This is a genomic window from Ruegeria sp. L12 (genome assembly GCF_056531745.1).
Genome location: NZ_JBQFMH010000004.1, coordinates 231,347 through 256,793, shown reverse-complemented (window position 1 = coordinate 256,793; position 25,447 = coordinate 231,347). Strand labels below are relative to the sequence as shown.

27 protein-coding genes are annotated in these 25,447 nt (G+C 61.8%); 19 read left to right on the top strand and 8 right to left on the bottom strand.

The genetic code is table 11. The annotated features are described in order from the left end of the window. The first annotated feature begins 70 nt into the window (after positions 1 to 70). From napF to ACR0K9_RS08930, 8 genes are read left to right on the top strand one after another with little or no spacing between them, the layout of a single operon-like run. A complete protein-coding gene (gene napF, locus ACR0K9_RS08965; protein WP_480822434.1) occupies positions 71 to 580 on the top strand; it encodes a ferredoxin-type protein NapF in 510 nt (169 codons plus the stop codon). Next, on the top strand, positions 577 to 849 hold the full coding sequence (locus ACR0K9_RS08960; RefSeq protein WP_480822433.1) for a chaperone NapD: 273 nt from the start codon (positions 577 to 579) through the stop codon (positions 847 to 849). The genes napF and ACR0K9_RS08960 overlap by 4 nt, the downstream gene beginning before the upstream one ends. A 17-nt stretch (positions 850 to 866) precedes the next feature. After that, on the top strand, positions 867 to 3,359 hold the full coding sequence (gene napA / locus ACR0K9_RS08955) for a nitrate reductase catalytic subunit NapA (protein ID WP_480822432.1): 2,493 nt from the start codon (positions 867 to 869) through the stop codon (positions 3,357 to 3,359). Between the two features lie 27 nt (positions 3,360 to 3,386). After that, a complete protein-coding gene (napG, locus tag ACR0K9_RS08950; protein ID WP_480533677.1) occupies positions 3,387 to 4,205 on the top strand; it encodes a ferredoxin-type protein NapG in 819 nt (272 codons plus the stop codon). Further along, entirely contained in the window at positions 4,202 to 5,119 is a 918-nt protein-coding gene (napH, locus tag ACR0K9_RS08945) for a quinol dehydrogenase ferredoxin subunit NapH (RefSeq protein ID WP_480822431.1), read from the top strand. Before napG ends, napH begins: the two co-directional genes overlap by 4 nt. A gap of 12 nt (positions 5,120 to 5,131) precedes the next feature. Next, a complete protein-coding gene (locus tag ACR0K9_RS08940) occupies positions 5,132 to 5,566 on the top strand; it encodes a nitrate reductase cytochrome c-type subunit (protein WP_480822430.1) in 435 nt (144 codons plus the stop codon). 26 nt (positions 5,567 to 5,592) lie between these two features. Then, positions 5,593 to 6,288 (top strand): NapC/NirT family cytochrome c, encoded by a 696-nt coding sequence (locus ACR0K9_RS08935; protein WP_480533683.1) that lies wholly within the window; start codon positions 5,593 to 5,595, stop codon positions 6,286 to 6,288. Between the two features lie 13 nt (positions 6,289 to 6,301). Continuing rightward, positions 6,302 to 6,559, top strand: a complete 258-nt coding sequence (locus ACR0K9_RS08930) for a hypothetical protein (protein WP_480533685.1) — start codon at positions 6,302 to 6,304, stop codon at positions 6,557 to 6,559. 27 nt (positions 6,560 to 6,586) lie between these two features. On the opposite strand, the gene ACR0K9_RS08925 is transcribed toward ACR0K9_RS08930, so the two are convergent. Then, on the bottom strand, positions 6,587 to 7,288 hold the full coding sequence (locus ACR0K9_RS08925) for a Crp/Fnr family transcriptional regulator (protein ID WP_480533687.1): 702 nt from the start codon (positions 7,286 to 7,288) through the stop codon (positions 6,587 to 6,589). A 186-nt stretch (positions 7,289 to 7,474) separates the two neighbouring features. On the opposite strand from ACR0K9_RS08925, the gene hemA reads away from it, so the two are divergent. After that, positions 7,475 to 8,698 (top strand): 5-aminolevulinate synthase, encoded by a 1,224-nt coding sequence (gene hemA / locus ACR0K9_RS08920; RefSeq protein ID WP_480822428.1) that lies wholly within the window; start codon positions 7,475 to 7,477, stop codon positions 8,696 to 8,698. A gap of 54 nt (positions 8,699 to 8,752) precedes the next feature. Here hemA and ACR0K9_RS08915 read toward each other — a convergent pair whose 3' ends face one another. From ACR0K9_RS08915 to ACR0K9_RS08885, 7 genes are all read right to left on the bottom strand, one after another. Continuing rightward, positions 8,753 to 9,040 carry a cytochrome C oxidase subunit IV family protein gene (locus ACR0K9_RS08915; protein WP_480822426.1) on the bottom strand — a complete coding sequence of 96 codons (288 nt, stop codon included), beginning with the start codon at positions 9,038 to 9,040 and terminating at the stop codon, positions 8,753 to 8,755. A 5-nt stretch (positions 9,041 to 9,045) separates the two neighbouring features. Further along, the gene (locus ACR0K9_RS08910) at positions 9,046 to 9,594 is read right to left on the bottom strand and encodes a cytochrome c oxidase subunit 3 (protein WP_480822424.1); all 549 of its coding nucleotides are present in this window, start codon (positions 9,592 to 9,594) and stop codon (positions 9,046 to 9,048) included. Further along, positions 9,591 to 11,513 (bottom strand): nitric oxide reductase activation protein NorD, encoded by a 1,923-nt coding sequence (locus tag ACR0K9_RS08905; protein ID WP_480822422.1) that lies wholly within the window; start codon positions 11,511 to 11,513, stop codon positions 9,591 to 9,593. The genes ACR0K9_RS08910 and ACR0K9_RS08905 overlap by 4 nt, the downstream gene beginning before the upstream one ends. Before the next feature lie 9 nt (positions 11,514 to 11,522). Continuing rightward, on the bottom strand, positions 11,523 to 12,332 hold the full coding sequence (locus ACR0K9_RS08900) for an AAA family ATPase (RefSeq protein ID WP_480533697.1): 810 nt from the start codon (positions 12,330 to 12,332) through the stop codon (positions 11,523 to 11,525). Positions 12,333 to 12,337: 5 nt separating this feature from the next. Next, entirely contained in the window at positions 12,338 to 13,705 is a 1,368-nt protein-coding gene (locus ACR0K9_RS08895; protein ID WP_480822420.1) for a cbb3-type cytochrome c oxidase subunit I, read from the bottom strand. Positions 13,706 to 13,721: 16 nt separating this feature from the next. Then, positions 13,722 to 14,171 carry a c-type cytochrome gene (locus tag ACR0K9_RS08890; protein WP_170398152.1) on the bottom strand — a complete coding sequence of 150 codons (450 nt, stop codon included), beginning with the start codon at positions 14,169 to 14,171 and terminating at the stop codon, positions 13,722 to 13,724. A 121-nt stretch (positions 14,172 to 14,292) separates the two neighbouring features. Next, positions 14,293 to 15,480, bottom strand: a complete 1,188-nt coding sequence (locus ACR0K9_RS08885; protein WP_480822418.1) for an NnrS family protein — start codon at positions 15,478 to 15,480, stop codon at positions 14,293 to 14,295. Positions 15,481 to 15,710: 230 nt separating this feature from the next. On the opposite strand from ACR0K9_RS08885, the gene ACR0K9_RS08880 reads away from it, so the two are divergent. From ACR0K9_RS08880 to nirJ, 10 genes are all read left to right on the top strand, one after another. Beyond that, positions 15,711 to 17,387: a cytochrome D1 domain-containing protein gene (locus tag ACR0K9_RS08880; protein WP_480533703.1), complete on the top strand. Its 1,677-nt coding sequence runs from the start codon at positions 15,711 to 15,713 to the stop codon at positions 17,385 to 17,387. A gap of 124 nt (positions 17,388 to 17,511) precedes the next feature. Then, a complete protein-coding gene (locus tag ACR0K9_RS08875) occupies positions 17,512 to 19,296 on the top strand; it encodes a NapC/NirT family cytochrome c (protein WP_480822416.1) in 1,785 nt (594 codons plus the stop codon). A 54-nt stretch (positions 19,297 to 19,350) separates the two neighbouring features. After that, positions 19,351 to 19,752 (top strand): cupredoxin domain-containing protein, encoded by a 402-nt coding sequence (locus ACR0K9_RS08870; protein WP_480822414.1) that lies wholly within the window; start codon positions 19,351 to 19,353, stop codon positions 19,750 to 19,752. Positions 19,753 to 19,952: 200 nt separating this feature from the next. Further along, positions 19,953 to 20,714 (top strand): uroporphyrinogen-III C-methyltransferase, encoded by a 762-nt coding sequence (cobA, locus tag ACR0K9_RS08865; RefSeq protein WP_480822412.1) that lies wholly within the window; start codon positions 19,953 to 19,955, stop codon positions 20,712 to 20,714. Positions 20,715 to 20,796: 82 nt separating this feature from the next. Next, complete coding sequence (locus ACR0K9_RS08860) at positions 20,797 to 21,093, top strand: c-type cytochrome (RefSeq protein ID WP_480822669.1); 297 nt, start codon at positions 20,797 to 20,799, stop codon at positions 21,091 to 21,093. Continuing rightward, positions 21,090 to 22,235, top strand: a complete 1,146-nt coding sequence (locus tag ACR0K9_RS08855) for a cytochrome D1 domain-containing protein (protein ID WP_480822410.1) — start codon at positions 21,090 to 21,092, stop codon at positions 22,233 to 22,235. Before ACR0K9_RS08860 ends, ACR0K9_RS08855 begins: the two co-directional genes overlap by 4 nt. 3 nt (positions 22,236 to 22,238) lie before the next feature. Further along, positions 22,239 to 23,228, top strand: coding sequence for a siroheme decarboxylase subunit beta (gene ahbB / locus ACR0K9_RS08850; RefSeq protein WP_480822408.1), 990 nt, complete (start codon positions 22,239 to 22,241; stop codon positions 23,226 to 23,228). Further along, entirely contained in the window at positions 23,225 to 23,674 is a 450-nt protein-coding gene (locus ACR0K9_RS08845; protein WP_480822406.1) for an Lrp/AsnC family transcriptional regulator, read from the top strand. The genes ahbB (ACR0K9_RS08850) and ACR0K9_RS08845 overlap by 4 nt, the downstream gene beginning before the upstream one ends. Continuing rightward, on the top strand, positions 23,671 to 24,153 hold the full coding sequence (gene ahbB, locus ACR0K9_RS08840) for a siroheme decarboxylase subunit beta (protein ID WP_480822404.1): 483 nt from the start codon (positions 23,671 to 23,673) through the stop codon (positions 24,151 to 24,153). Before ACR0K9_RS08845 ends, ahbB (ACR0K9_RS08840) begins: the two co-directional genes overlap by 4 nt. A 3-nt stretch (positions 24,154 to 24,156) precedes the next feature. Further along, positions 24,157 to 25,371, top strand: a complete 1,215-nt coding sequence (gene nirJ / locus ACR0K9_RS08835; protein WP_480533719.1) for a heme d1 biosynthesis radical SAM protein NirJ — start codon at positions 24,157 to 24,159, stop codon at positions 25,369 to 25,371. Positions 25,372 to 25,447 lie beyond the last annotated feature (76 nt).

The window sequence follows — 25,447 nt, the reverse complement described above, 5'->3', positions numbered from 1 at the left end:
CGCGCCGTGCTAGGCTAACACCCGAGTCAGGCAGGCCAACCCCTGCCAAAAACTCAAGGGTCGCGAGCGAATGAACAAGCTAGCCAGCCGACGCGCATTCCTGCGCGGCAAGTTGCGCATGGACAAATCTGCCATCCGCCCTCCCGGGGCGGAGGATGCGGAATTCTACGACCTCTGCACCCAATGCGATGAATGCCAGGAAGCCTGCCCCGAGGACATCATCCGTTTTGACGCGCAAGGCTGGCCCGTGGTCAAGCTGGATGCGGGACCCTGCACGTTCTGCGGCGATTGCGCCAACGCCTGCCCGACCGGGGCTCTGAACCCCGAACATGTGGCAGACTGGCCATGGCGCGCCGCGGTGTCAGCGTCCTGCCTGTCGATGAACGGCGTCAGTTGCCGCATATGCCAGGATGTCTGCGACCACCGCGCAATCCGCTTCCGCCTGCAAACCGGCGGCCGCGCAGAACCCGTACTTGATACCGACAGCTGCACCGGCTGCGGCGCATGCGCCAGCGCCTGCCCCGCCGGTTCCGTCAGCTTTGAACGCCACACCCCGCCAACTCAGGAGGTTGCCTTATGAACATCTGTGGTTGCCTCATCCATGTGACACCCGAAACCACGCAAAGCGCCAAAGCAGCGATTGCCGCGACGAACGGGGCCGAAATCCACGCGGCGGCCGAGGATGGCCGCCTTGTTGTTGTGGTCGAGGATACGCCGGAAAAACTGGCGTCCGAGACGATCATGGATCTGCATCAGATCCCGGGCGTGATCTCTCTGTCCCTGACCTATCACCATTTCGAAGACCTCGCGGAGACCCGTCCGCACCTTAACGCTTCTCGCCAGACCTAAAGCCGGAGACCCATATCATGACCATCTCTGAATCCCGCCGGACCTTTTTGAAATCAACCGCCGCCGCTGCGACGGCCTCGGCAGCAGGTCTGCCGCTTGCAACCGGGCAAGCCAGCGCCCAGGTCGGAAACCCGGACATCCGCTGGGACAAGGCCGCCTGCCGGTTCTGCGGCACCGGCTGTTCGGTCTTGGTCGGCACCAAAGACGGGCGCGTCGTGGCCACCCAGGGCGACCCGGACGCGCCGGTGAACCGGGGCCTGAACTGCATCAAGGGCTATTTCCTGTCCAAGATCATGTACGGCAAGGACCGTCTGACCACGCCGATGCTGCGCAAGACCAACGGCGAATACGACAAGAACGGCGAGTTCGAGCCCGTCAGCTGGGACGAAGCCTTCGATGTAATGGCCGCCAAATGGAAAGAGGCGCTGGCCAAGAAAGGCCCGACCAGCGTTGGTATGTTCGGTTCCGGCCAGTGGACCGTCTGGGAAGGCTATGCCGCCGCCAAGATGATGAAGGCGGGCTTCCGGTCCAACAACATCGACCCCAACGCGCGCCACTGCATGGCCTCGGCGGTGGTCGGCTTTATGCGGACATTTGGCATTGACGAGCCGATGGGCTGCTATGACGATTTCGAACACGCCGATACGTTCGTGCTCTGGGGCTCGAACATGGCCGAAATGCACCCGATCCTGTGGTCTCGCCTGACCGACACACGCCTGACCAAACCGGGTGCCGAGGTGCATGTGCTGTCTACGTATGAGCACCGCTCATTCGAGCTGGCCGACAATGGCATGATCTTTGCGCCGCAAACCGATCTGGCGATCCTGAACTATATCGCCAATTACATCATCCAGAATGGCGCAGTGAACGAAGAATTCGTCAAGAACCACGTCAACATCACCAAGACCGCCACCGATATCGGTTATGGCCTGCGCGACAATCACCCGCTGCAGCAAGAAGCCGAAAATCCCAATGTCGGCAAGATGGACCCGATCAGCTTCGAGGAATATGCCGAAGCTGTTTCGGAATACACGCTGGAATACACATCCGAACTGTCCGGCGTCCCCGCCGCGCAGCTTGAGCGTCTGGCCCAGCAATATGCCGATCCAAACCGCAAAGTAATGAGCCTTTGGACCATGGGCTTCAACCAGCACACCCGCGGATCGTGGGTGAACTCGCTGATGTACAACGTGCACCTGCTGGTGGGCAAGATTTCCGAACCCGGCAACTCGCCCTTCTCGCTCACCGGTCAGCCTTCGGCCTGTGGCACGGCACGTGAGGTCGGCACCTTCGCCCACCGCCTGCCCGCCGATATGGTCGTGGCAAACGACAAGCACCGCGAGATTTGCGAAACTGCGTGGAACATCCCCGCGGGCACCATCCCACCCAAACCCGGCTTCCACGCCGTATTGCAGCACCGCAAGCTGAAGGATGGCGACCTGAATGCCTATTGGGTGCAGTGCACCAACAACATGCAGGCTGCACCGAACATCAACGAAGAAGGCTATCCCGGCTATCGCAACCCGGAAAACTTCATCGCCGTGTCCGATCCTTATCCGACCGTGACGGCCTTGTCTGCCGACCTGATCCTGCCCACCGCCATGTGGGTCGAGAAGGAAGGCGCCTATGGCAACGCCGAGCGCCGCACGCAATTCTGGCGCCAGCAGGTCAAAGCCCCGGGCGAGGCGAAGTCGGACCTCTGGCAGGTCATGGAGTTCTCGAAACGCTTCACCGTCGAAGAGGTCTGGGGCGAGGAACTACTGGCCACAATGCCGGAACATCGCGGCAAGACCATGTACGAGGTGCTGTTCGCAAACGGCTCGGTCGACCAGTTCCCGCTGTCTGAGACCGCCGAAGGGTTCGACAACGACGAATCCGAGCATTTCGGCTTCTACGTCCAGAAAGGCCTGTTCGAAGAATATGCCAATTTCGGTCGCGGCCACGCGCACGATCTGGCACCATTCGAAACCTACCACCAGGCCCGCGGTCTGCGCTGGCCGGTCGTGGACGGCAAGGAAACACTCTATCGTTTCCGCGAAGGCTATGATCCTTACGTGCCCGAAGGCGCGGGTGTGAAGTTCTACGGCAAGAAAGATGGCAAGGCGAGCATCATCTTTGCCCCATACGAACCCGCCCCCGAGGAACCGGATGCGGAATATGATCTGTGGCTGTGCACCGGTCGTGTGCTGGAACACTGGCATTCGGGTTCGATGACCCGTCGGGTGCCGGAACTGCACCGCGCCTATCCCGCCGCCGTGGTCTATATGCACCCCGAGGACGCGCGCGACCGTGGTCTGCGGCGCGGACAGGAGATCGTGCTGTCCACCCGCCGTGGTGAGGTCACCAGCCGGGTCGAAACCCGGGGCCGCAACAAGGTACCGCGCGGTCTAGTCTTCATGCCGTGGTTCGACGAAGGCCAGCTGACCAACAAGCTGACGCTGGACGCGACCTGCCCGCTGTCGAAAGAGACCGACTTCAAGAAATGCGCCTGTAAGGTCGAGCGCGCGTAAAGGGCAGGCAAGGCAAAGGTAAGACCCATGTCTCGTGTTGGCTCTCCCCTCTCTCCGCAGCGGCGCCGGTTCCTGCAGGACTCGGCGCGCGCAGCGGGCGGCTGCGTGGCAGCCGGGTCCCTGTTGGCCTGGCTGGCACGGGACGCACGGGCATTGCCGGCCGAGGCGTTGCGCCCCCCCGGTGCCTTGCCGGAAAAAGACTTCCTGTCCGCCTGTATCCGCTGTGGCTTGTGCGTTCGGGACTGTCCCTATGACACACTGAAACTGGCCGAACTGGGGGTCGATGCGGTGGCCACCGGCACGCCGTACTTTACCGCCCGTGATATTCCCTGCGAGATGTGTGACGACATCCCCTGCGTCGCGGCCTGCCCCACCGGAGCGCTGGACCCCGGGCTGGACAATATCGACGATGCCAAGATGGGCGTGGCCGTTCTGGTCGATCAGGAAAACTGCCTGAACTTCCTCGGCCTGCGTTGCGATGTCTGCTATCGCGTCTGCCCCGTCATCGACGAGGCGATCACGCTGGAAACCGAGCACAACGCCCGTTCAGGCAGTCACGCGATCTTCATCCCGACTGTTCATGCCGATCGCTGCACCGGTTGCGGTGTCTGCGAGAAAAGCTGCGTTCTGCCCGAAGCTGCGATCAAGGTTCTGCCCGCCCGGCTGGCCCGTGGCAGCAGTGCCGATCACTACCGCAAGGGCTGGGAAGAAAAAGAAGCCAAAGGCGCACCCGTCGTCGAAGGCATCATCGACCTGCCCGACCGCCTGCCGGGACCGGGCACCGATAACCTCGTCGCACCGGGCGGCTTTGAACCCACGTTCAATCTGCCGGAGGTCACCCAATGACCTCCCGCACACATATGCCACTGGGGCAGGAAGCCATCGCCGCCAAAGGCTGGCTGGGTGCCCATAAATACCTGCTGCTGCGCCGGGCGAGTCAGCTGCTCTTTCTGGTGCTGTTCCTGCTGGGCCCGTGGTTCGGGATCTGGATCGTGCAGGGCACTCTGGCCGGATCACTGACACTGGGCGTGCTGCCCCTGACCGACCCGTTTGTCTTTCTGCAAAGCCTGATTGCCGGACACTGGCCCGAGCTGACCGCCGCCATCGGTGCCGTCATCGTTCTGGTGGCCTACGCGCTGGTCGGAGGCCGCGTCTATTGTTCCTGGGTCTGCCCGATCAACCCGGTCACCGACGGCGCGCATTGGTTGCACCGCAAGCTGGGCCTGCAAAAGGGCTGGCAACCCAAACGCGGCACACGGTTGTGGATCATGGCAACCGTTCTGATCGTGTCCGGCATGACCGGAGCCATCGCATGGGAGCTGATCAATCCGATCACCATGCTACACCGCGGGCTGATCTTTGGCATGGGTTTCGTCTGGGCGATGGTCGCCGCGATTTTCCTGTTCGACCTGTTTGTCTCGCGCCACGGATGGTGCGGCCATGTTTGCCCCGTGGGCGCGTTCTATGGGCTGGTAGGGCAAAAAGCGATACTGCGGGTCAGCGCCGCCAACCGCGCCGCCTGCGACGATTGCATGGACTGTTACGCGGTCTGCCCGGAAAACCACGTGATCTCGCCAGCCCTGAAAGGCAAAGGCAATGACACACCGCTGATCCTGTCGCCTGACTGCACCAATTGCGGGCGCTGCATCGATGTCTGCGCCGAAGACGTTTTCAAATTCACCCATCGGTTCGACGCCCTGACCGTCGCGCCACCGGAACCAACCGCCGCGCCCCAGCCGCGCGCCTCGAGACCTTTTTGAAGGAGTGAGAAGATGAAAAAGCCGATCCTTGTGGGCCTTGCCCTGATCCCGCCGCTGCTCCTCGGTGGCCTGGCCCTTGCACAATCTACCGGGGTCACCACTCTGCGCGGAGCCGATGTCGATGAACCCGTCGTTCTGGATCAGGCTCACCGGAATGTCGAAGGCCGCCTGCAGCGCAACTATCGCCAGCAACCGCCGCTGATCCCGCACTCGATCGAGCAATATCAGATCGACCTGCGCACCAACCAGTGCCTGTCCTGCCATGACTGGACCAAAGCGGGCGAGCGCAACGCACCGACGCTGTCAATGACCCACTATCTAGACCGCGAAGGCCGCGAGCTGGATCAGATCGCGGGCACCCGGTATTTCTGCAATCAGTGTCACGTACCGCAAGCGGATGCTTTGCCGCTGGTCGACAACACTTTTGAACCTTCCTCCGGTAACTGAACTCAGGTCGAAAAGGAGAGCGCGACATGTCCGACGACTCCCAAGAAAAACAAGGGCTCATCCGACGCCTCTGGACCTGGTTCTGGAGCCCGATCGCCGTCCTCAGCGTCGGTTTCACCCTATTGGCCGGGTTTCTGGCAGGCATCCTGTTCTGGGGTGGTTTCCACTGGGCGCTGGAGCTGACCAACACGGAAGAATTCTGCGTATCCTGTCATACGATGGAAACCAATCTGGGCGAGTATCGAGAAACGGTTCACTACAACAACGATTCAGGCGTGCGGGCCATCTGTTCCGATTGCCACGTCCCGGATGAATGGAACCACAAGATCAAGGCCAAGATCATGGCCGTGAAGGATGTCTATCACGAGCTGGCAGGCACCATCAGCACACCCGAGAAGTATGAAGATCACCGTCTGGCGATGGCGTCCGCCGTGTGGAAGAAGATGAAGGAATCCGACAGCCGCGAATGCCGCAACTGTCACAATTTCGATTATATGGACTTCACCCTTCAGGAAACCCGCGCCGCCAGCGAACACCAGCGCGCCCTTGATACCGGCATGACCTGTATTGACTGCCATCAGGGCATCGCGCACAGCCTGCCGCCCGGATATCTGGAAGAGTACCAGAAGATCTCGGACGCGGTGGATGGTGAGGTTCTGCAGAAACACGCAGCCGCATCAGGCGACGACATCCGTGCGTTCCTGAACAAAAGCTCGGATTAAAGCGGGGACAGAGATGTTAGAGATACTTGGAACCATCGGCGGCAACGTGCTGGGCCTGCCCGGCATTCTTGGTCTGGCACTGGGCATGATGACGCGTCAGTTGTGGCTGGGCGCCCTGTTGGGCGGTCTGGTCGGCCTGATCGCGCCACTGCTCTTTGCCGGGTGGCAATTTTCCCACATTGGAACGGTGCCGCTGTTGATCGCAATCATCGTTGGCGTCTGCGCCGGCAGTCTTGGCACCGCCATTCGCCGCAAGGGCGCGACAGTCTGAACAAGTGAACCCGGCAGCAATGCCGGGTTACCGCCCCCAGTTTTCCGCCGGATCGCTTTCGGCATAATCCCGCAGCAACGCGATATCCGATATTTCAGCGTGATTGCGGTTGATCTTTACCCCCACCGCCTTGAGTCGCGAAAACGCCCGGCTCAGGCTTTCGGGCTTCATCCCCAGACGACCGGCGATCAGCATCTTGTCGTATGGCAGCGATACTTCGCAGCCACCCGTATCGCTGTCACAAAGGTTCAGCAAAAACTCGGCCACGCGCTGCGCACCGGTCTGCGCCTTGAGCTGTTCCAGCTGCGCCACCAGCGAATGCAGGTGGGTAAAGGTCGCAGCCAGGATCGAGATCCCGATTTCCGGGTCTTCCTTCATCAGCGAGATCAGGACCGGGCTGGGGATATGCATGACATCGCAGGCCGACACCGCCTCGGCCGAGACCGGATACGCCACATTGCGCAGCGCCACGGCCTCGCCAAAGCTGTCGCCCCGGGTAAAGACGCTCACCACGGCCTCGGCCCCGGTTGGTGTCATGCGGAACAGTTTGACCCAACCTTCCAGAACCACGTGAACGGCCTGTGCTTTCTCTTCCTGCAGGAAGATCGTCTCGCCGCGATCATACTGACGCCAGATCGCGTGGCTCAGCAGCGTTTCGACATGCTGATCCGGCAAACTGCGCAGCAGCAGCGACTGGCGTGCAATTGCTTTTTGTGCCTCATGAGACATGAAAACACCCCTTTGTCTTTGCCGCCGATGTCTAACGACGTCCGTCCATCCCGGCCTCTAGCTATGCCAGACGCAGCGCCGCTGCACTACCCTTATAATACGACGTCAACTTGACAATTGTCATGTTGTGGGGCGTGACCCTGCCCTATCCTCAGCCCGAAGCCAGTAATCCGGGGAGCCCGCAACATGGACTACGAGCGTTTTTTTGATCAGAGCCTTGAAGCCCTGCGAGGTGAGGGAAACTATCGCGTTTTCATTGACTTGCAACGCCGCTGCGGATCCTTCCCCAATGCCCGCCAAACCGATGGTTCCGTGCAGCGGGACGTGCGGATCTGGTGTTCAAACGACTATCTCGGCATGGGTCAGCACCCATCTGTGATCGGTGCGATGCATGACGCATTGGACCGCTGCGGCGCGGGGGCCGGGGGCACGCGGAACATATCGGGCACCACTCACGACCATGTGCTGCTTGAGGCCGAACTGGCCGATCTGCACGGAAAGGAAGCCGCGCTTCTCTTTACTTCCGGATATGTTTCGAATTGGGCGGCCCTCGGCACTCTCGCCGCAAAAATCCCCGGACTGATCGTATTCTCCGACGCGCTGAACCATGCCTCGATGATCGAAGGCATCCGGCATTCCCGGGCCCAGAAAGTGATCTGGAAACACAACGATCTGGAAGACCTTGAGGCGAAACTGGCCGCCGCCGATCCCGATGCGCCCAAGATGATCGCCTTTGAATCGGTATATTCGATGGACGGTGACATCGCGCCGATCAAAGAGATTTGCGATCTGGCCGACAAATACGGTGCGATGACCTACCTGGATGAGGTCCACGCGGTTGGCCTTTACGGCCCGCGCGGCGGCGGCATCGCCGAACGCGAAGGTCTGATGGATCGCCTGACCGTGATCGAAGGGACACTTGGTAAAGCGTTCGGCGTGGTTGGGGGCTATATCGCGGCCTCGGCAGCGCTGTGTGATTTCGTGCGCAGCTTTGCCAGCGGGTTCATCTTTACCACCGCCTTGCCGCCGTCAATCGCTGCCGGGGCTGCGGCGTCGATCCGGCACCTGAAACAGTCGAATGCCGAGCGCGACCTGCAAAAGGCCCGCGTGGCACAGGTGCGCGCCCGTCTGGATGCGGAAGGCATTCCCCATATCCCCAACCCCAGCCACATCATCCCGGTGATGGTCGGCGATCCGGTGAAGTGCAAGTTCATCTCGGACACGCTGCTGGAAGAGTTCGGTATCTACATTCAGCCGATCAACTATCCCACCGTGCCAAAAGGGACCGAGCGGCTGCGGATCACGCCGTCTCCGGTGCATACGGATGAGGATATCGATCATCTGGTCGGCGCGCTGTCCGCCCTCTGGCAACGTTGTCAGATCGCGCGGCAACCGTTGGCAGCCCAGTAATCAAAAGCGCCCCTAGCGTGAGACCTCGCCGCCTCTTCGGAGGCGGCTTTTTTGTCAGATCAGGTAGAGGGCAAAGATGAGGAGGGCAAAGCCGGTCATCACCATCGTGAATCCCCGCAGCCAGGCGGGGCTGGCGGCCAGATCCAGATAGCGGGCGAGAATGACCCGGCATTTTGCCAAGGCGAGGATCAGGATACCGCCGCCCAGAAGCTCGGGCGGTATTGGTAGCACGGTCAACAGCGCGGAGGCCACGCTCAGCACCAGAAGGGTGACCCAGGCGCGGGTGAGTGCGTTCGGGAGCCTCCGGCAGGAGTATTTGGAAAAAGATGAAGTGACTGGCATCGTGTTCATCCCAGCAGGTAGATCACGGGGAACAGCATGATCCAGACCAGATCGACCATGTGCCAGAACTGCGCGCCCGCCTCGATGTTGCGGGGATCGTCACGCCAGGCGACCAGCAGCAGGATACCGACCCCGGCCAGCACATGGGCGGCGTGGAAGCCGGTCAGCAGATAGTAGAACAGGAAGAACGGGTGCGTCTCGTAGGTGATCCCTTGCGCGGCCTTGCCTGCGTATTCCGCGCCTTTGATGATCAGGAACACAACGCCCAGCGCGGCGGCGGCGATCAGCGCCAGACGGGCCGCACCCCGGCGCGCGATCCGCCGCCAGTGCAACGCCTGCGCGGCCAGATAGCCCGATGTCACCAGCACCGCCGTATTGAGCGCCGCCCCGGTGCGGTAGAGGTGCGATTGCGCCTCGGCAAAACCTACCGGATCGGTCAGGCGCACGCCCATGAAGGCGATCAGACCAGCGCCGAACACCAGCAGTTCCGAGATGATCAACACCCACATCAGCAACTCGCCCGGAAGCTCGTCGATCAGAGAGGCATCGCTCATGCGCCGACCAGTTGGCGGTAGATCTGCGGCAGCGCCATGGTCAGGCGGTGCGGGTCTGGGATGACGGCGAAACCGCCCTGACCGAACATGCGCGGGAACCAGCTTTTGCCGGTTTTGTCGATGGTGACGCCGAACACCGATTGTCCGGCGCGGCGGGCCTCGCGAATGGCCATACAGGTGTCTTCGATGCCGTGACGGCCCTCGTAATGGTCCAGATCGTTGGGTTTGCCGTCGGTGATGATCAGCAGCAAACGGCGTTTGCGCGTCTGACCGGCCAGATCGGCGGAGCAATGGCGGATCGCAGCACCAAGGCGGGTATAGTGGCCGGGGCGCAGCGAGGCGATACGTTGTTCGACCAAGCCGCCCATCGGCTCATCGAAGCGTTTGCAGCGTTGGACATAGACGCGTTGGCGTTTCAGCGAGCTGAAGGCGTGGATGGCGAAATCGTCGCCACAGGCGTTCAGGCCCCAGGCGAGTGCGGCCAGCGCCTCGCGTTCGATGTCGATCACTGCGCGGCCGGTGACGGCGCTTTCGGTCGAGCGGCTGACGTCCAGCAGGATCGACACCGCCAGATCGCGGGCCTCGGGGCGGGATTGCATCCAGATGCGTTCGGTGCCCTCGCCATTGGCGCAGCGGTCCACCTGCGCCCGGACGGCAGCCTCGATATCCAGCTGGTCGCCATCCAGATGGCCGCGCGTCATCACGCGGCCCGGGCGCAGCGCCTCGAACTGGCGTTTGACGGCGCGGATGCGGCGGGCGGTGGCGGGGTCCTTGCCGAACTCAGCGGCATCTTCGCGGATCTCGGCATCCGAGGTCAGCACGTTGACATGATCCGGCAGGTACTGCCCGGTGCGCACATCCCATTCGGGATAGAGAACCCGACCCGACAGGCGTTCGCGGTTCACGTCCTCGGGTGCCAGGTCCAGATGCAGTTTCAGCTTGGTCGGTGGCGCCTTGGAGATCTGGCCCAACCCGATCTCTTCCTGATCGTCGGCGGCCTTTTTGGCGTTGTCGGGATCGTCATCGTCGATGCGCCGGTTGATGTTCAGGAATTCGGCCCAGCTAAGGATCGCTTCGAACTTGTGCAGAATGAAACTGTCGCTGCGGTTGGCCTGATCGGATTTGCGGCGGCGGGCGCGGTGGGTTTTCTCGCCGGATTCCTCGGGCGGACCTTCGGTGTCGGGGTTTTCCACCTCGTTATGTTCGGAGAACCCGACCGGGCGCAGCTCGGGCCACAGCGGGACGGGGCGGAAATGCTGATAGCCGCGCGGGGCGGTCACGTCATCACCCAGCGCCAGAAGCTGCTCGGCCTTTGGTGACAAAGGCGCGGGGTCGCCCAGCATGTCGCGGATCAGTTCTTCAACCGCTGCCTCGACGGGTGGCAACCCGGAAATGTCGCGTTGATACAGGACGCCCTTGCACAGCTCGGTATAAAGCGGGCGCAGGCCGGGGGCGTTGTGCAATGCCGCCTCGACCATCTGCCGGGCGGCGACAAGCGCATGCAGGTCGGCGCGCAACGGGTCGTCTTCGTCGATACGGGTTCCGGCATGGGCGGCGGCGGCGGCCAGCCAGACATAGAGCGCGCCGTTGGCTTCACGCGCGGGAAACACCGCCAGCCGGTCGGGCAGGCGCAGAACTTCGCCATCGAACGAGGCACGCGGCATCAGCTCGACCTCGGTTGCCAGACGGCGGCGCCATCCCAGACGGTGGCGCGAAACCTCGGGTGAGACCGGGCGCAATTCTACGCCCGAACTACCCCCAAGCCCTCGAAAGAGGACAGCCAGCCGCCCCGCGACCTCAGAAAGGTCGACCGCGGCTCCAACATGCACCTCGGGTGCATCGAGACGGCTGGCAAGGGTGTGCCACAGTTTCCCGATCGTTTCTTCGGGTTCCCATGGCTCGAAATCGATCCTGACCATCGGCCGGCCTCACCCAAAGACAGCCGTGACAAGATCGAGGAGCCCGCGTTTGATATCCTCATCATCGGTCAGAGGTTCGATCATCGCGGCAAGGATGGCGCGGTCGGTGGACATGCCCTGTGCGATCAGCGTCGCGGCATAGACAACCAGACGGGTGGAAACGCCTTCCTCAAGATCCTGACCCTTGAGCCCGCGCAGCTTACCGGCCAGTCGGACCAGCGGTTTGCAGCGCTCCAGCGGCAGGCCGCTTTCCTGTGCGACGACCTGCGCCTCCATTTCGGGCGACGGAAAGTCGAATTCCAGCGAGATGAACCGCTGCCGGGTCGAGGGTTTCAGGGTTTTCAGGATATTCTGGTAGCCGGGGTTGTATGAGGCGACCAGCATGAAGCCGGGTGCGGCCTCAAGTTCTTCGCCGGTGCGATCGATCGGCAGGATGCGCCGGTCATCGGTCAGCGGGTGCAACACAACGGTGACGTCTTTACGGGCCTCGACCACTTCGTCGAGGTAGCAGATCGCGCCTTCGCGCACCGCGCGGGTCAGGGGGCCATCGACCCAGACGGTTTCGCCGCCCTTCAGAAGGTAGCGGCCGATCAGGTCGGCAGCGGCCAGATCGTCGTGGCAGGCCACGGTATATAACGGGCGGCCAAGACGGGCGGCCATATGGGCCACAAAGCGGGTCTTGCCGCAGCCTGTCGGGCCTTTCAGAAGAACCGGCAGGTCGTTGTTGTAAGCGGCGCAGAACACATCGCATTCATCGCCTTGGGCGAGGTAGAAGGGGGCGTTCGCCGCCCCCTCATTCAGTTTCATGGAGCCGTCCATATCCATCACTCCGCAGGGGTTTCAGAGGCACCGGGTTCAATCACCTCTTTCCGGGGCACCCAGATCGAGTAGATGAACAACAGCGCACCAAGCACCACGACCACACCAGAGCCGAGACGCATCCAGTAGAAGATCGCAATCTGGTCCTGTACGTCCATGAAGTACTCGCCAACCACACGTTGCATATGGGTCTGCACGGTTCCGCCGAAGGTCAGCACGAAGGTCATGAAGACCATGCCGCTGGTCATCAGCCAGAACGAGGCCATGTTCAGCACCTGATTGTACGGATCACGGTTTTTCAGGATCGGCATCGCATAGCTGAAGATCGCCAGGTTGAGGCAGACATAGGCACCATAGAAGGCCAGGTGACCATGCGCGGCGGTGATCTGCGTGCCGTGGGTGTAATAGTTCACCCCGTGCAGCGTGTGCAGGAAGCCCCAGACACCGGCACCGAAGAAGGCAAGCGTTGCACAACCCAGCGACCACAGCAGTGCGGCCTTGTTGGGATGGTCCCGGCGACCTTTCCAGACCATGACGAAGGCAAAGGCCATCATCGCGAAGAACGGTATCACTTCGAGGCTCGAGAAGATCGAACCGATCCACTGCCAGTAACCGGGCGTACCGATCCAGTAGTAGTGGTGGCCGGTGCCAAGGATGCCCGAGAACAGCGCGGCGGCAACGATGACATAGAGCCATTTTTCGACGATCTCACGGTCAACGCCGGTCAGTTTCAGCATCAGATAGGCCAGGATCGAGGCCATGATCAGCTCCCACACGCCTTCGACCCAAAGGTGGACGACATACCACCAGTATTGCTTGTCGAGCGACAGGTTGCCGGGGTTGTAGAAGGCAAACAGGAACAGTAGCGCCAGACCCCAGAGGCCCAGCACAAGGATGCTCGAAATTGCCGACTTCTTGCCCTTCAGAACGGTCAGCGACACGTTGTAAAGGAACATCAGCGCGGCCACGACGATGCCCGCCTTGACCCATTTGGGCTGCTCAAGGAACTCGCGCCCCTCTTTGCCCAGCAGCCAGTTGCCTTCGAACAGGTTGAAGACATAGGTCACGACCACACCCAGCGTGCCGACCACAAGAATGATCAACTGCAAATAGGCCAGCGTGGGTGAGTGGATCTCGCGCTCGGTCTCTTCCGGGATCAGGAAGTAGGCCGCACCGAAGAAGCCCAGCAGCAGCCAGACGATCAGCGAGTTGGTGTGCAGCATCCGCACGATGTTGAACGGCAGAAGCTCGCTCAGGAAGTTCGGGAATACATAGATGAAACCGGCCAGAAGGCCGCCGATCACCTGTACCGCGAACAGGGCCATCGCTACTGCGAAGTAGGCGTAGGCGATTTTTTGGGATTCGTATTTCATTGCTCCGTTCCCTTTCTCAGCCTGCCTCGTTGGGCGGCCAGCCCTGCGCGTCGATGTTGTCCGTCCAGATCAGGAAGTTGGTCAGGTCGCGGATCTCTTCGTCGCTGAGGTTGAAATTGGGCATCTGCCGGCGACCGGGAATGCCGGTCGGCTGCGCCTCCATCCAGCCCTTGAGCGCTTCAAAGGCCGATTCCGGGTCGTCCAGCACACCCCAGCGGGTCATCACGTTCCCGACTTCAGGCGCATAGTAGGCGCCCTCGCCCAGGATCGTGTGGCAGTTGATGCAGGCATGTTTTTCCCAGACGTGCTTGCCCCGCACCACACTGTCATCGAGCTTCGCCGAATTCTCGGAGTTGACGATGTACCAGTGCGAGTGGGCCGACAGGGCCAGGAAGATGAGGATGAAGAACAGTGACCCGCCATAGAATATGTTGCGAGCCATGCTCTTTGTCATGACTTCTCGCATTGCGCTCTCCTTTGCGCAGATTAGCTAGTGTGACGACAATGGCGACTGGGGGGCCGGGCTGCCTTAACGAAAGTCAAGACAGCCGACGCGATGAAGCAAGTTATCAGAATGACTGAATTGTTCAGGCCGCGCGCGGGCCTGTCAACGCCGACCACATGGCGATCAGGTAAAGCGCGAAAGCCCCGACCCAAAGCCCATCCACCACAAGCATCGCGGTCAGATAGCCGGTGTTCAGATCCGATCCCACCCATCTGAGGATCGCGGCCGCCGCCATCAACCCGTATGCCACCGCCATCGGCGGCGGCGCGATCAACGCACGCCCGCTATGGCCCAGCGCGGCGCGGCTCATGACTGCCAGAGTCGTACCCCCGACGCAGCCGATGCCCAGCACGTGCAGCGCCGCGGTTTCGTTGCCAAACCCCAGCAGCGACAGGCCCCAAAGGATCAGCCCAAGCGCCAGCATACCAAGACCGACATGCAGGGCGATCAGGATCGGCTGGCGCATGGCCCACGCTGAGCGCCAGCGCGCCATGCGAAGTATTTGCACCACGCCAAGCAACAGCGCGACAAAACCGGTCATCTGACCGATCCCAAATACCAGTGCACTGACAGGCAATAGCAGGGCAATCAGCATCGCCGACTTGTCCAGTGCGGCCACCGAGACCGGCCAGGCCTCTTCCGGCGCGCCCGCGCGTTTCATCGCGTTGCGGGTAAAGGCAGGCGTGATCCGGCCCCCAAGGATTGCAATCATGGAACACAGGGTCAGTAACCCGGCGCGCAGCCCCACATCGAGCGTATCGCCGGTGACCCCGATCCATTCCAGATGGGTCAGCAGATTGGCAATCCAGATCAGGCTGAGCAGCAGCAGAAATACCATGTTCTGCGGTTTCGGGCGGCGGATCAGCTGGGTCGCGATCTTCGCCGCCAGAATCGGCACAAAGGCCAGATCGCATACCGCAACCAGAACAGGCGACAGCACTCCCGAATACCACATGGCCAGACGCCCCAGCAGCCACAGCCCCGCAGCCACCACTATGAATCGCGCGCGCGCGTCGGGGGCTCCGGTCCAGTTCGGCACGGCGGTCAGGAAGAACCCGCCAAGCGCGGCGGTGGCATAGCCGAAAATCATCTCATGCGCGTGCCACATTGGCGGGGCCATCGCATAGCTCGTATCCGATGCAGGAACGGCACCGGCCTGAACCATCAGCCAGATACCCCAGACACCACCGACAAACAGCCCGTACAGGCCAGCCGACAGGAAAAACACCCGAAATCCTTCGCCAAAAATTCGCGCGATGACCGCCGACATGACTGCTCTCCTCGGCTTTGGTGGCTTTGGCTCCGACCCTAGCGAGGGTCATTCCGGCTTTACTTAACCGAAATCAAGCAGGCCAAAACATGCCTCAAGAACCCTTATTTTATTGGCGGAAATTTTGTCGCTCCGCGCGGTTAACACCGCTCCCGTTGACTTTCGTCAAGGATGACAAAGGCGTGATGTCTCACCCTAGGACCTGCCTCACCAGCAAATGGAGAGTGATCATGTCACTTGGAATCAGCTACAACAAAACTGGCCGCGCCTTCGGGGTCGGTTTGGCGATGCTGCTGGGCAGCGTCGCTGCGCCAGCCTTAGCCGAAGAGCCAACCCTGAGCAAGGAAGCCTTTGAATCCTCTAAACAACTTTACTTTGAACGCTGCGCCGGTTGTCACGGCGTACTGCGCAAAGGGGCAACAGGCAAAAGCCTTGAGCCTTTGGTTGAAACGAAGAACGCCGATGGCACCGTAACCGAGTCGGGCACCCTGAAACTGGGTCAGGACCGGCTGGAAAAAATCATCGCATGGGGTACCGAGGGCGGTATGAACAACTTCTCGGACGTGATGTCCGAAGAAGAAATCCGCGATATGGCGACCTATATCCAGATGGAGCCGCCCAAGCCGCCGGAGATGTCGCTTGAACAGATGATGGCGACCCGCAAGGTCTATGTCGAACCCGAAGACTACCCGACCGAGCCGCTGCATGGGCGCAACTGGGAAAACTTCTTCGTGGTCATCGAACGTGACGTGGGCAAGGTGGCCGTGATCGACGGTGACACCAAGGAAGTGCTGGCGCACATCCCGACCGGCTACGCCGTGCACGTCCTGAAAGCGTCCGAGCACCATAAACTGGAAGAGCCGGAAAATCCGGGCCGCTTCTGGTACACCATGGGCCGTGACGGCAAGATGACCAAGATCGACCTGTGGCAGAACCCCGAAAACATGCTCGTGGCCGAGGTCACCATTGGCTATGACGCCCGCGACGTGGCTGTATCGGGCGATGGTAAATACGTCATCGGTGGCGCCTATTGGCCGCCGCATTTTGCCATCGTCGACGCCGAAACCATGGAGCCGAAAAAGGTCGTTTCGACCCGTGGCTACAACGTGGACGGGGATTACGTGGAAGAGGCCCGCGTGGCCGCCATCTACACCACCCCGAACGAGCCCACATGGATCGTGGCCGTCAAGGAACTCGGTCAGCTTTGGCAGGTGGATTACTCCGACCTGGACAACCTGCGGATCGACAAAATCGACAGTGCCAAGTTCCTGCATGACGGGTTCTTTGATCCGACCGGTCGTTATTTCCAGATCGCCGCAAACGCGTCGAACAAGATGGTCGTGGTCGATACCGAGACCCACAAGCTGGAAGCTCTGATCGACACCGCGCCGCTGCCGCACCCCGGCCCGGGCGCCAACTGGGATGACCCGAATTGTGGCCCGGTTGCCGGTACGACCCACCTGGGCGAAGGCACGGTCACCGTTTGGGGCAACGACCCCGAAGGTCGCCCGGACGACGCCTGGAAAGTCTGCTATGAGGTGGAAACCGACGGACCCGGTCTGTTCATCAGGACACACCCGGAATCGGATTACATCTGGGCTGACCAGACCAAGCACCCCGAGCCCGAGATTCAGCAATCGGTGCAGGTCATCGACAAGGCAACCGGTGAGATCGTGAAAACGATCCAGATCACCGAAGAGGAAGGCAACGTCGCCGTCCACTTCGAGTTCAACCAGGACGGCTCCGAGGTCTGGGTTTCCAAGTGGAACCGCTCGACCTCGAAAGAGGCCAATGGTGAGATCGTGATCTTCGACGCCAAGACGCTGGAAGAGATCGGCCGCGTGAAGGGTCTGTTCGCCCCGACCGGCAAGTTCAACGTCTACAACCGCTCGAACCACGTCACCTGACGGGTTTGATACCAACACAGGAAAGGGCGGGCCCCTCGCCCGCCCTTTCTTCGTTTGAGACATCAGCCAAACTCACCGGCCTGCCATCCAAGGCCAGACAAGACAGCCAAAACGGAGCCCGGATATGACCTCCGAACCGGATAAGAAAAAACCGATCTGGCGCCGGTATTTCCTGTGGGGAATGCCCGTGGCCGGTATTGCCGTCGCGTTCGTCGCCGGCATCATCTTCTGGGGCGGTTTCAACACCGCCATGGAAGCCACCAACACCAAGGAATTCTGCGTCTCGTGCCACGAGATGCGCGATTTCGTCTATGAGGAATACACCGGCACGATCCACGACGTGAACCGCTCGGGCGTGGGTGCGGTCTGTTCCGACTGCCACGTGCCCAAGGACTGGACGCACAAGATCATCCGCAAGATCAAAGCGTCCAGAGAGCTGTATGGCAAAATGGTCGGCACCATCAACACCCGCGAAAAGTTCGAAGCCAAGCGCGTGCATCTGGCCATGAATGAATGGGAGCGGATGAAGGCCACCGACTCGCGCGAATGCCGCAACTGTCACGATTTTGAATCGATGATGCCGGAATTCCAGAAACCCCGCGCCCGTCAGCAGCACCTGAATGCGATGACGGTTGGTCAGACCTGTATCGACTGCCACAAGGGGATCGCACACTCGGACGCCCGCGACCGGGCCGAAGAAGAATATCTGGAAAAGCTTGAAGCGCCGAACCCTGATTTCATTCGCGAAATCCCCGCCGAATACCTAGCCAGTCTGGAACGGATCGAAGCCAAGGAAGCCGCCGAGGCCGAAGCCGAAAAGGCCGCACGCGTCGCCCAGCAAGAGGCCGTGCAGGCCCAGATCGCAGCAGCGGTCGATGCGGCCGTGGCTGAAGAACGCGCCAAAGCCTCTGGCGAGGAAGCCGCAGCACCTGCAGGCGGTGGCAGCGATGTTGGCACCAATATCGATTGGGCCGCTGTTCCCGGTGCGGACATGAAACTGTTCTACCCCGGACAGGCCTCGTTCGAATGGGTCCAGAACGGCAGATCCCACGGCGGCGCCCGCCCGTTGACCAAGGGCGGAGATCAGTGCACGACCTGCCACGCCAAGGAACTCGACACGATCGGCAACAAGATCGTGGCCGGTGGCGATCTGGAACCGACGCCCATTCCAGGCAAACGCGGCGTGATCGACGCAACCGTGCAGGCCGCGCATGATGATGAGACCCTGTATATCCGTCTGCAATGGCCGGATGCGGGCCACAATCCTGCGCCCTTCGTCGATGGCGGCAAGATGGACCCCGACAACCAGATCAAGGTTGCCATGATGATCACCGGCACCGGGATCGAGATGGGCGATCAGGTGGGTTGCTGGGCCTCGTGCCACGCGGACAACAGCTATATGCCCTTTGATCCGGGTGCCGAAGCCATCGCCGCAAACGGGGATGTCTCGGGTCGGCTGAGCACGCAGGACACGGTGACCAAATACATCAGCGAAAGCCGGACCGAGGTCGAGATCAAAGGCCGTCGCGGCAAGGCGCTGGGTGGCTGGGACAAGCTGCAGGCCGCCGATCAGATCGAACAGTATCTGGCCGATGGCACCTATCTGGACCTGATGCGCGTCTATGCGGACGGAAGCGCCACCAACGGCTATCTGCTGGAGCAGCGCGTGGTCAATGACGGCGAAATCGCCGCCTCGGCCAGTCTGGATGCGGGCATGTGGACCGTGGTGTTCACCCGTCCGCTGAACTCGGGCGCGCCCGGCGATGTGCCGCTTGAGGCCGGTCAGACCTATACGGTGGGCTTTGCCATCCACGATGACTTTGCCGCCGCACGGTTCCACCACGTGACGCTGGATACCAGCCTGGCGCTGGACGACGACAGCGCCTTCATCAACGTGGTCAAACAATAAGGGACAGGGGCCGGGCATTCCGGCCCCTTGCCGATAGAAGAGGAGACTTGGACGATGAAACCCCAACACCTTCTTCCCGCGCTGCTGCTTCTGGCCGCGCCAGCCTGGGCAGAGGACACCACCGCGCTGTGTGCCGAGGCCGAGGAACGCTATGTCGAGCTGTTCGGTCAGCCCTCCTCCGCCGTCGAGGATGCCGAGGTGGTGCTGATGTACAAATACAATTTCTGTCCATTCGAACTGACCGTGAAAGCGGGCACCACCGTGCGCTGGGTCAATGTGGACAAACGCACCAGCCATTCAGTGCTGCTGAAAGACGGCAGCGAGCCCGAAAGCGACCGGCTGTTCCCCGAGGAGACGGTCGAGCTGACCTTCCTCACCCCCGGGCCGCAGGATTACCTGTGCGGGCCGCACTGGGAGACACAGAACATGATCGGAATGATCACCGTCGAACCCTGAGCCGAGGCAAGCATACAGGCAGATTGAAGGGGCGCGGGACCAATTCCCGCGCTCCTTAACTTATGTCAAGGAGGTTCCTTTTCGATTGCGCCAGTCTGCCGTCATGACTCGCCCGGCTCGCCCAGCAACGTCCCAAATTCGCTGCGGATTTGCGCAGGCACACCGGGCTCCGAAGACATTCAGACCAAGCGAGTGTGCACATGAGCGGTAAGGTTTTTCTGATTGGCGCAGGTCCCGGCGACCCCGAACTGATGACCCTGCGCGCACTGCGGATGCTGCAAGAGGCGGACGTGGTGGTTTATGATCGCCTGGTCTCGGCCGATATCCTGAATCTGCACGCCGTGGGCGCTCGCCTGATCCCGGTGGGTAAGGCACCGAAATGCCATACAGTGCCGCAGGATCGCATCAATGAAATCCTTGTCGAAGAAGCCCGCGCCGGTCACACCGTAGCGCGCCTGAAGGGCGGCGACCCGATGATCTTCGGACGCGGCTCGGAAGAGGCGGCGCATCTGATGGCAAACGGCATCCCGGTCGAATACGCGCCGGGCATCACTGCCGCACAGGGCGCGTCCTGTTCCACCGGCGTGCCGCTGACCCATCGTGGGCTGGCAACCTCGGTACAATATGTCACCGGGCATCGGCAGGCCGACAAGGTGCTGGATCTGGACTGGAAGCGTCTGGCCGATCCCGACACAACGCTGGTGGTCTATATGGGCGTCGCCAATATCGGCCAGATCGCCATGGGCCTGATGACCGAAAGCCTGCCCGGCTCGACCCCGGTTCTGGCCGTGGGCAAAGCGACCACCCCGGACGAACACCGCATGGTGTCCCGGCTGGATCGTCTGGCGGCGGACGTCCGCGCCGCCGACCTGAAAGCGCCCACACTGTTCATCATTGGCAAGGTTGTGTCGCTTTACGCCGAACGGTCTGCGGCAGAATTGCTGGAGCAGGCCAATGGCTAAGCTTGGACGCCGATACGCTGCACCTGGCAGCAGCGCCAGACAACGCCCGACCGCCCCCCGCAGCCGGTCGCTGACATCAGTTCTGCTCACCTCTGCCGTGCTGGTGGCCACAACCGCGTTCGCTGCCGACACGCTTGATCCCAACGCATTGAAGCGGCTGGTCCATCAGGATTGCGGTTCCTGCCACGGACTGTCGCTGAAAGGCGGCCTCGGCCCCGACCTGAGGTCCGAGACGCTGGAACATTACGACGCGGACGTCCTGACCGGCGTCATCCTCGACGGTATCCCCGACACCGCGATGCCCCCCTGGCGGCCCCTGATCAGTCAGGAAGAGGCCGAATGGATCGCCCGTTACCTTCTGAAACCGGAGGCACAATGAAACAGCTCATCCTTACCCTTGCGGCCACCCTGATGATGACCACAGCGCAGGCGGAACCCACCGCCACCGGAGATCTGGGGCTGGTGATCGAACGGGCCAAGGGCTCGGTCCTGCTGGTCGATCAATCCGACCGCGCGGCGCTGGCGCGGATCGAAGGGCTGGGCGATCTGTCCCATGCCTCATTGGTCTATTCGCCCGATGAACGTTTCGCCTATGTGTTCGGGCGCGACGGCGGTCTGACCAAGGTCGATATCGTCACCCGCCAGATCGCAGGCCGCGTGGTGCAGGCGGGCAATGCCATCGGCGGGGCGATCTCAGACGATGGGCAACTGGTCGCCGTGTCGAACTATGAACCCGGCGGCGTGCGGGTGTTCGACGCCGAGACGCTGGAGATGGTCGCCGACATCCCCACCGGCAGCAAAACCATCGGTCTGGTCGATGCACCGGGCCGCCGGTTCGTCTTCACCATGTGGGACACGGGCGAGACCTGGATCGCTGATTTCGCCGCAGGCGCGCCCGCGATCACCAAGATCCCCGAGATGGGCAAAAACCCTTATGACGCGCTGATCACCGCCAATGGCCGCACCTATATCACCGGCCTGTTCGGCGAGGACGGCCTGACCGCGCTGGACCTGTGGGCCGAGACGCCCGAACCCATTCGCGTGCTGCCCAACTATGGGCGCGGGCAAGAGGAGATGCCGGTCTACAAGATGCCCCACCTCGAAGGCTGGGCGCTGACGGGCCGCGAATTCGTCCTCCCCGCCGTCGGCCATCACGAGGTTCTGTGGATCGACGCCGATACCCTGACCGAGACCGGGCGGACAAAAACCCATGGCCAGCCGGTCTTTGCCATGGCCCGGCCCGACGGGCGGCAGGTCTGGGTGAATTTCGCCCATCCGCTGAACGACACGATTCAGGTGATTGATTCAGTGACCAAGGACATCATCCACGAATTCAAACCCGGCCCCGCCGTGCTGCACATGGAATTCACGCCGCGCGGGCATGAGGTCTGGATCAGTGTGCGCGACGCCAACAAGGTGATGGTCTACGACACGCAGACCTTCGAAAAACTGCGCGAGATCGAGGCCGACAGCCCATCCGGCATTTTCTTCACCGCTCGCGCGCACAGAACGGGGTTGTAAGCGATGGAACATATCACCGACCCCGCCGACCGCCGCCTGCTGGACGAGTTTCAGCGCGACTTTCCCCTCACCGACCGCCCGTTTCAGGTGCTGGCCTATCTGCTGGGTCTGGACGAGGTCGAAGTGCTGAACCGTCTGGTCCACATGCGCGCCACGGGCCGGATCACACGGGTGGGCGCGACCATCGCGCCGGGGACGGTATCGGCCAGCACTCTGGCCGCTGTTGCCGCGCCCGAGGACCGGCTGGAACAAGTGGCTGCTCTGATCGACGCCGAACCGGGCGTGAACCACAATTATCAGCGGGAAGACGACTGGAATCTGTGGTTCGTGGCCACCGGTCCGGACCGCGCGCATGTCGATAACACACTAGCCCGGATCAGCCAGCGTACCGGGTTGCGAGTACTGGATTTGCGGCTGGTGCGTCCGTTCAACATCGATCTGGGCTTTCGCATGGCGAGTGACGCGCAGATGGTCCCGAACCGGCGCAAGGTGGACCGTTCCGCCATGCAGCCCGGCGACCGCGCGCTGTTGCAGGCGCTGAGCACCGGACTGCCGCTGGTCGCCGAACCCTATGCCGCGCTGGCGCAATCGCTGGATCGCGACCCTGATGAGGTGATGGCGCGGATTGAGGCGCTGCACATGGCGGGCATTGTCTCGCGCCTTGGGGTCATCGTGCGGCACCGGGCCCTGGGCTGGTCGGCCAATGCGATGGTGGTCTGGGACCTGCCGTCGCAGCAGATCGACCGCGCCGGTCCGGCCCTTGCTGCCCATCCCGGCATTACCCTGTGTTACGAGCGCCGCCCGGTCGCGGACCTCTGGCCCTATCGCCTGTACTCCATGATCCACGCCCGTTCGCGCCCCGAGGCGCGCGCGGTGCTTGCCGGGGCTACCGCGCTGCCGGAACTGGCCGGTGTCCGGCATAAGGTATTGTTCTCGACCCGCTGCTTCAAACAGACCGGCGCGCTGATCCAACCGAAGGAGGTCGCCGCATGACGCTGGACGCAACCGACCGCGCCATCCTGAACCGAATGCAGGATGACCTGCCGCTGACACCGCATCCCTATGCCGAAGTGGCGCGGGATCTGGGAATTTCGGAAGCCGATCTGCTGACCCGGTTGGCACGCATGAAAGAAGATCGCGTGATCACCCGGTTCGGGCCGTTCTTCGACGCCGCTGCCATGGGTGGCGCGTTCTGCCTGTGTGCTATGGCGGTGCCGAGCGCGGATTTCGAAACCGTCCTGACCAAAGTCAATGCACATCCAGAGGTCGCCCATAATTATGAACGCACGCACCGGCTGAACATGTGGTTCGTGCTGGCCACCGAAACGCCCGAGGGGATCGCGGCCGCTGCCGATGCCATTGAACAGGAAACGGGGATCAAGGTTCTCCGTTTCCCCAAACTGCAGGAATTCTTCATCGGTTTCCGGGTGGCGGCATGATCGACGCAAAGGACAGAGAGATTATCGAAGCGCTGCAAGGCGGCCTGCCGCTGGTGCCCGCGCCTTATGCCGCCGTGGCCGACAGGTTGGGCCTGGACGAGGGCGCGCTGATTGGTCGTTTGGCTGAATTGAAGGCACGCGGTGTCATCCGCCGCATCGCTGCTGCGCCCAATCACTATAAGCTGAGGATGACCTCGAACGGCATGACCGTCTGGGATGTCGAGGACAGCCGCATCGCCGAACTGGGCGCGCAGATCGGTGCCCTGCCCTTTGTCACCCACTGCTATGAACGCCCCCGCGCCTTGCCCGATTGGCCTTACAACCTGTTTGCCATGGTCCACGGTGCTGACCGGGATGAGGTCGAGGAAAAACGCGCGCAGATCGCGGATATCCTTGGCGATGCCTGCGGCGCGAAAGATATCCTCTATTCCACGCGCATCCTGAAGAAGACCGGGCTGCGCCTGAAAAAGAAAGGCTGAGACATGTTCCGCCTGACCGAATACATGCACCAGTTGGTGAAACCGACTCCGGTGCGCAAACGCCGCTCCGGGCCGGTGAAACCGGTGGTGATCTGGAACCTGACACGACGCTGCAACCTGAAATGCCGCCATTGCTATACCGTTTCGGCGGATGTGGCATTCCCCGGTGAGCTGAGCCATCAGCAAGCCATGGAAACCCTTGAGGATCTGGGCCAATTTCGCGTCCCGGCCCTGATCCTCTCGGGCGGGGAGCCGCTGGACCGGTTCGATTTCTTCGACATCGCCACACGCGCACGCAAGCTGGTGCCGATGCTGGCGCTTTCCACCAACGGCACGAAAATTCACGGCGAAACCGCCGACCGGATTGCCGATGTGGGATTCAGCTATGTCGGTATCTCGCTGGACGGGATCGGGGCCACCAATGACTGGTTCCGCGGGGTCGAGGGTGCCTTTGCCGATGCCCTGCGCGGTGTGCGCGAATGCAAGCGGCGCAGCATCAAGGTGGGGCTGCGGTTCTGCCTGACTGAAGGCACCCAGCATCACCTGCCCGATCTGCTGCAATTGTGCGACGACGAAGGGGTGGACAAGTTCTATCTGTCTCACCTCGTCTATGCCGGGCGCGGCGACAAGAATCGGGGTGAGGATGCTGAACACCTGCGCACCCGCAAGGGGATGGACCTGTTGCTGGATCGCGCGTGGGAGGCGGCTTCGGGCGGGCGTCCGCTGGATATCGTGACCGGCAATAACGATGCGGATGCGGGGTATTTCCTGAATTGGGTCCGGGCGCATTTCGATGCGGAAAAGGCCGCGCATGTGCGCGAACATCTGGCCGCCTGGGGTGGCAATTCCAGCGGTTTGGGCGTGGCCAATATCGACAATCTGGGCCGCGTGCATCCCGATACCTATTGGTCGGATTACACCGTCGGCAACGTCAAGACGGCCCCGTTTTCCCAGCTGTGGACCGGTGGCGATCAGATGCTGGAGCTGCTGCGCACCCGTCCAAGACCGCTGAAAGGGCGCTGTGGAGCGTGCCAGTTGAAGGATGTCTGTGGCGGCAACACCCGCATCCGGGCCCTGCAACTGACCGGCGATCCGTGGGCCGAGGACCCGGCCTGCTATCTGTCAAACGAAGAAATCGGCGTGCAGGACGCAGGCGAGCGTCTGCAGGTCACGCCGTTCCGGGGGAAAAGCCATGATCCGGCGCATCAGTTCTTTTGACACCGTTGGCTCTGCCCGCCCAGCCAGTGCGCGGGTGGTGAGCGCGGGAGCCTCCGGCGGGAGTATTTTTAAAAAG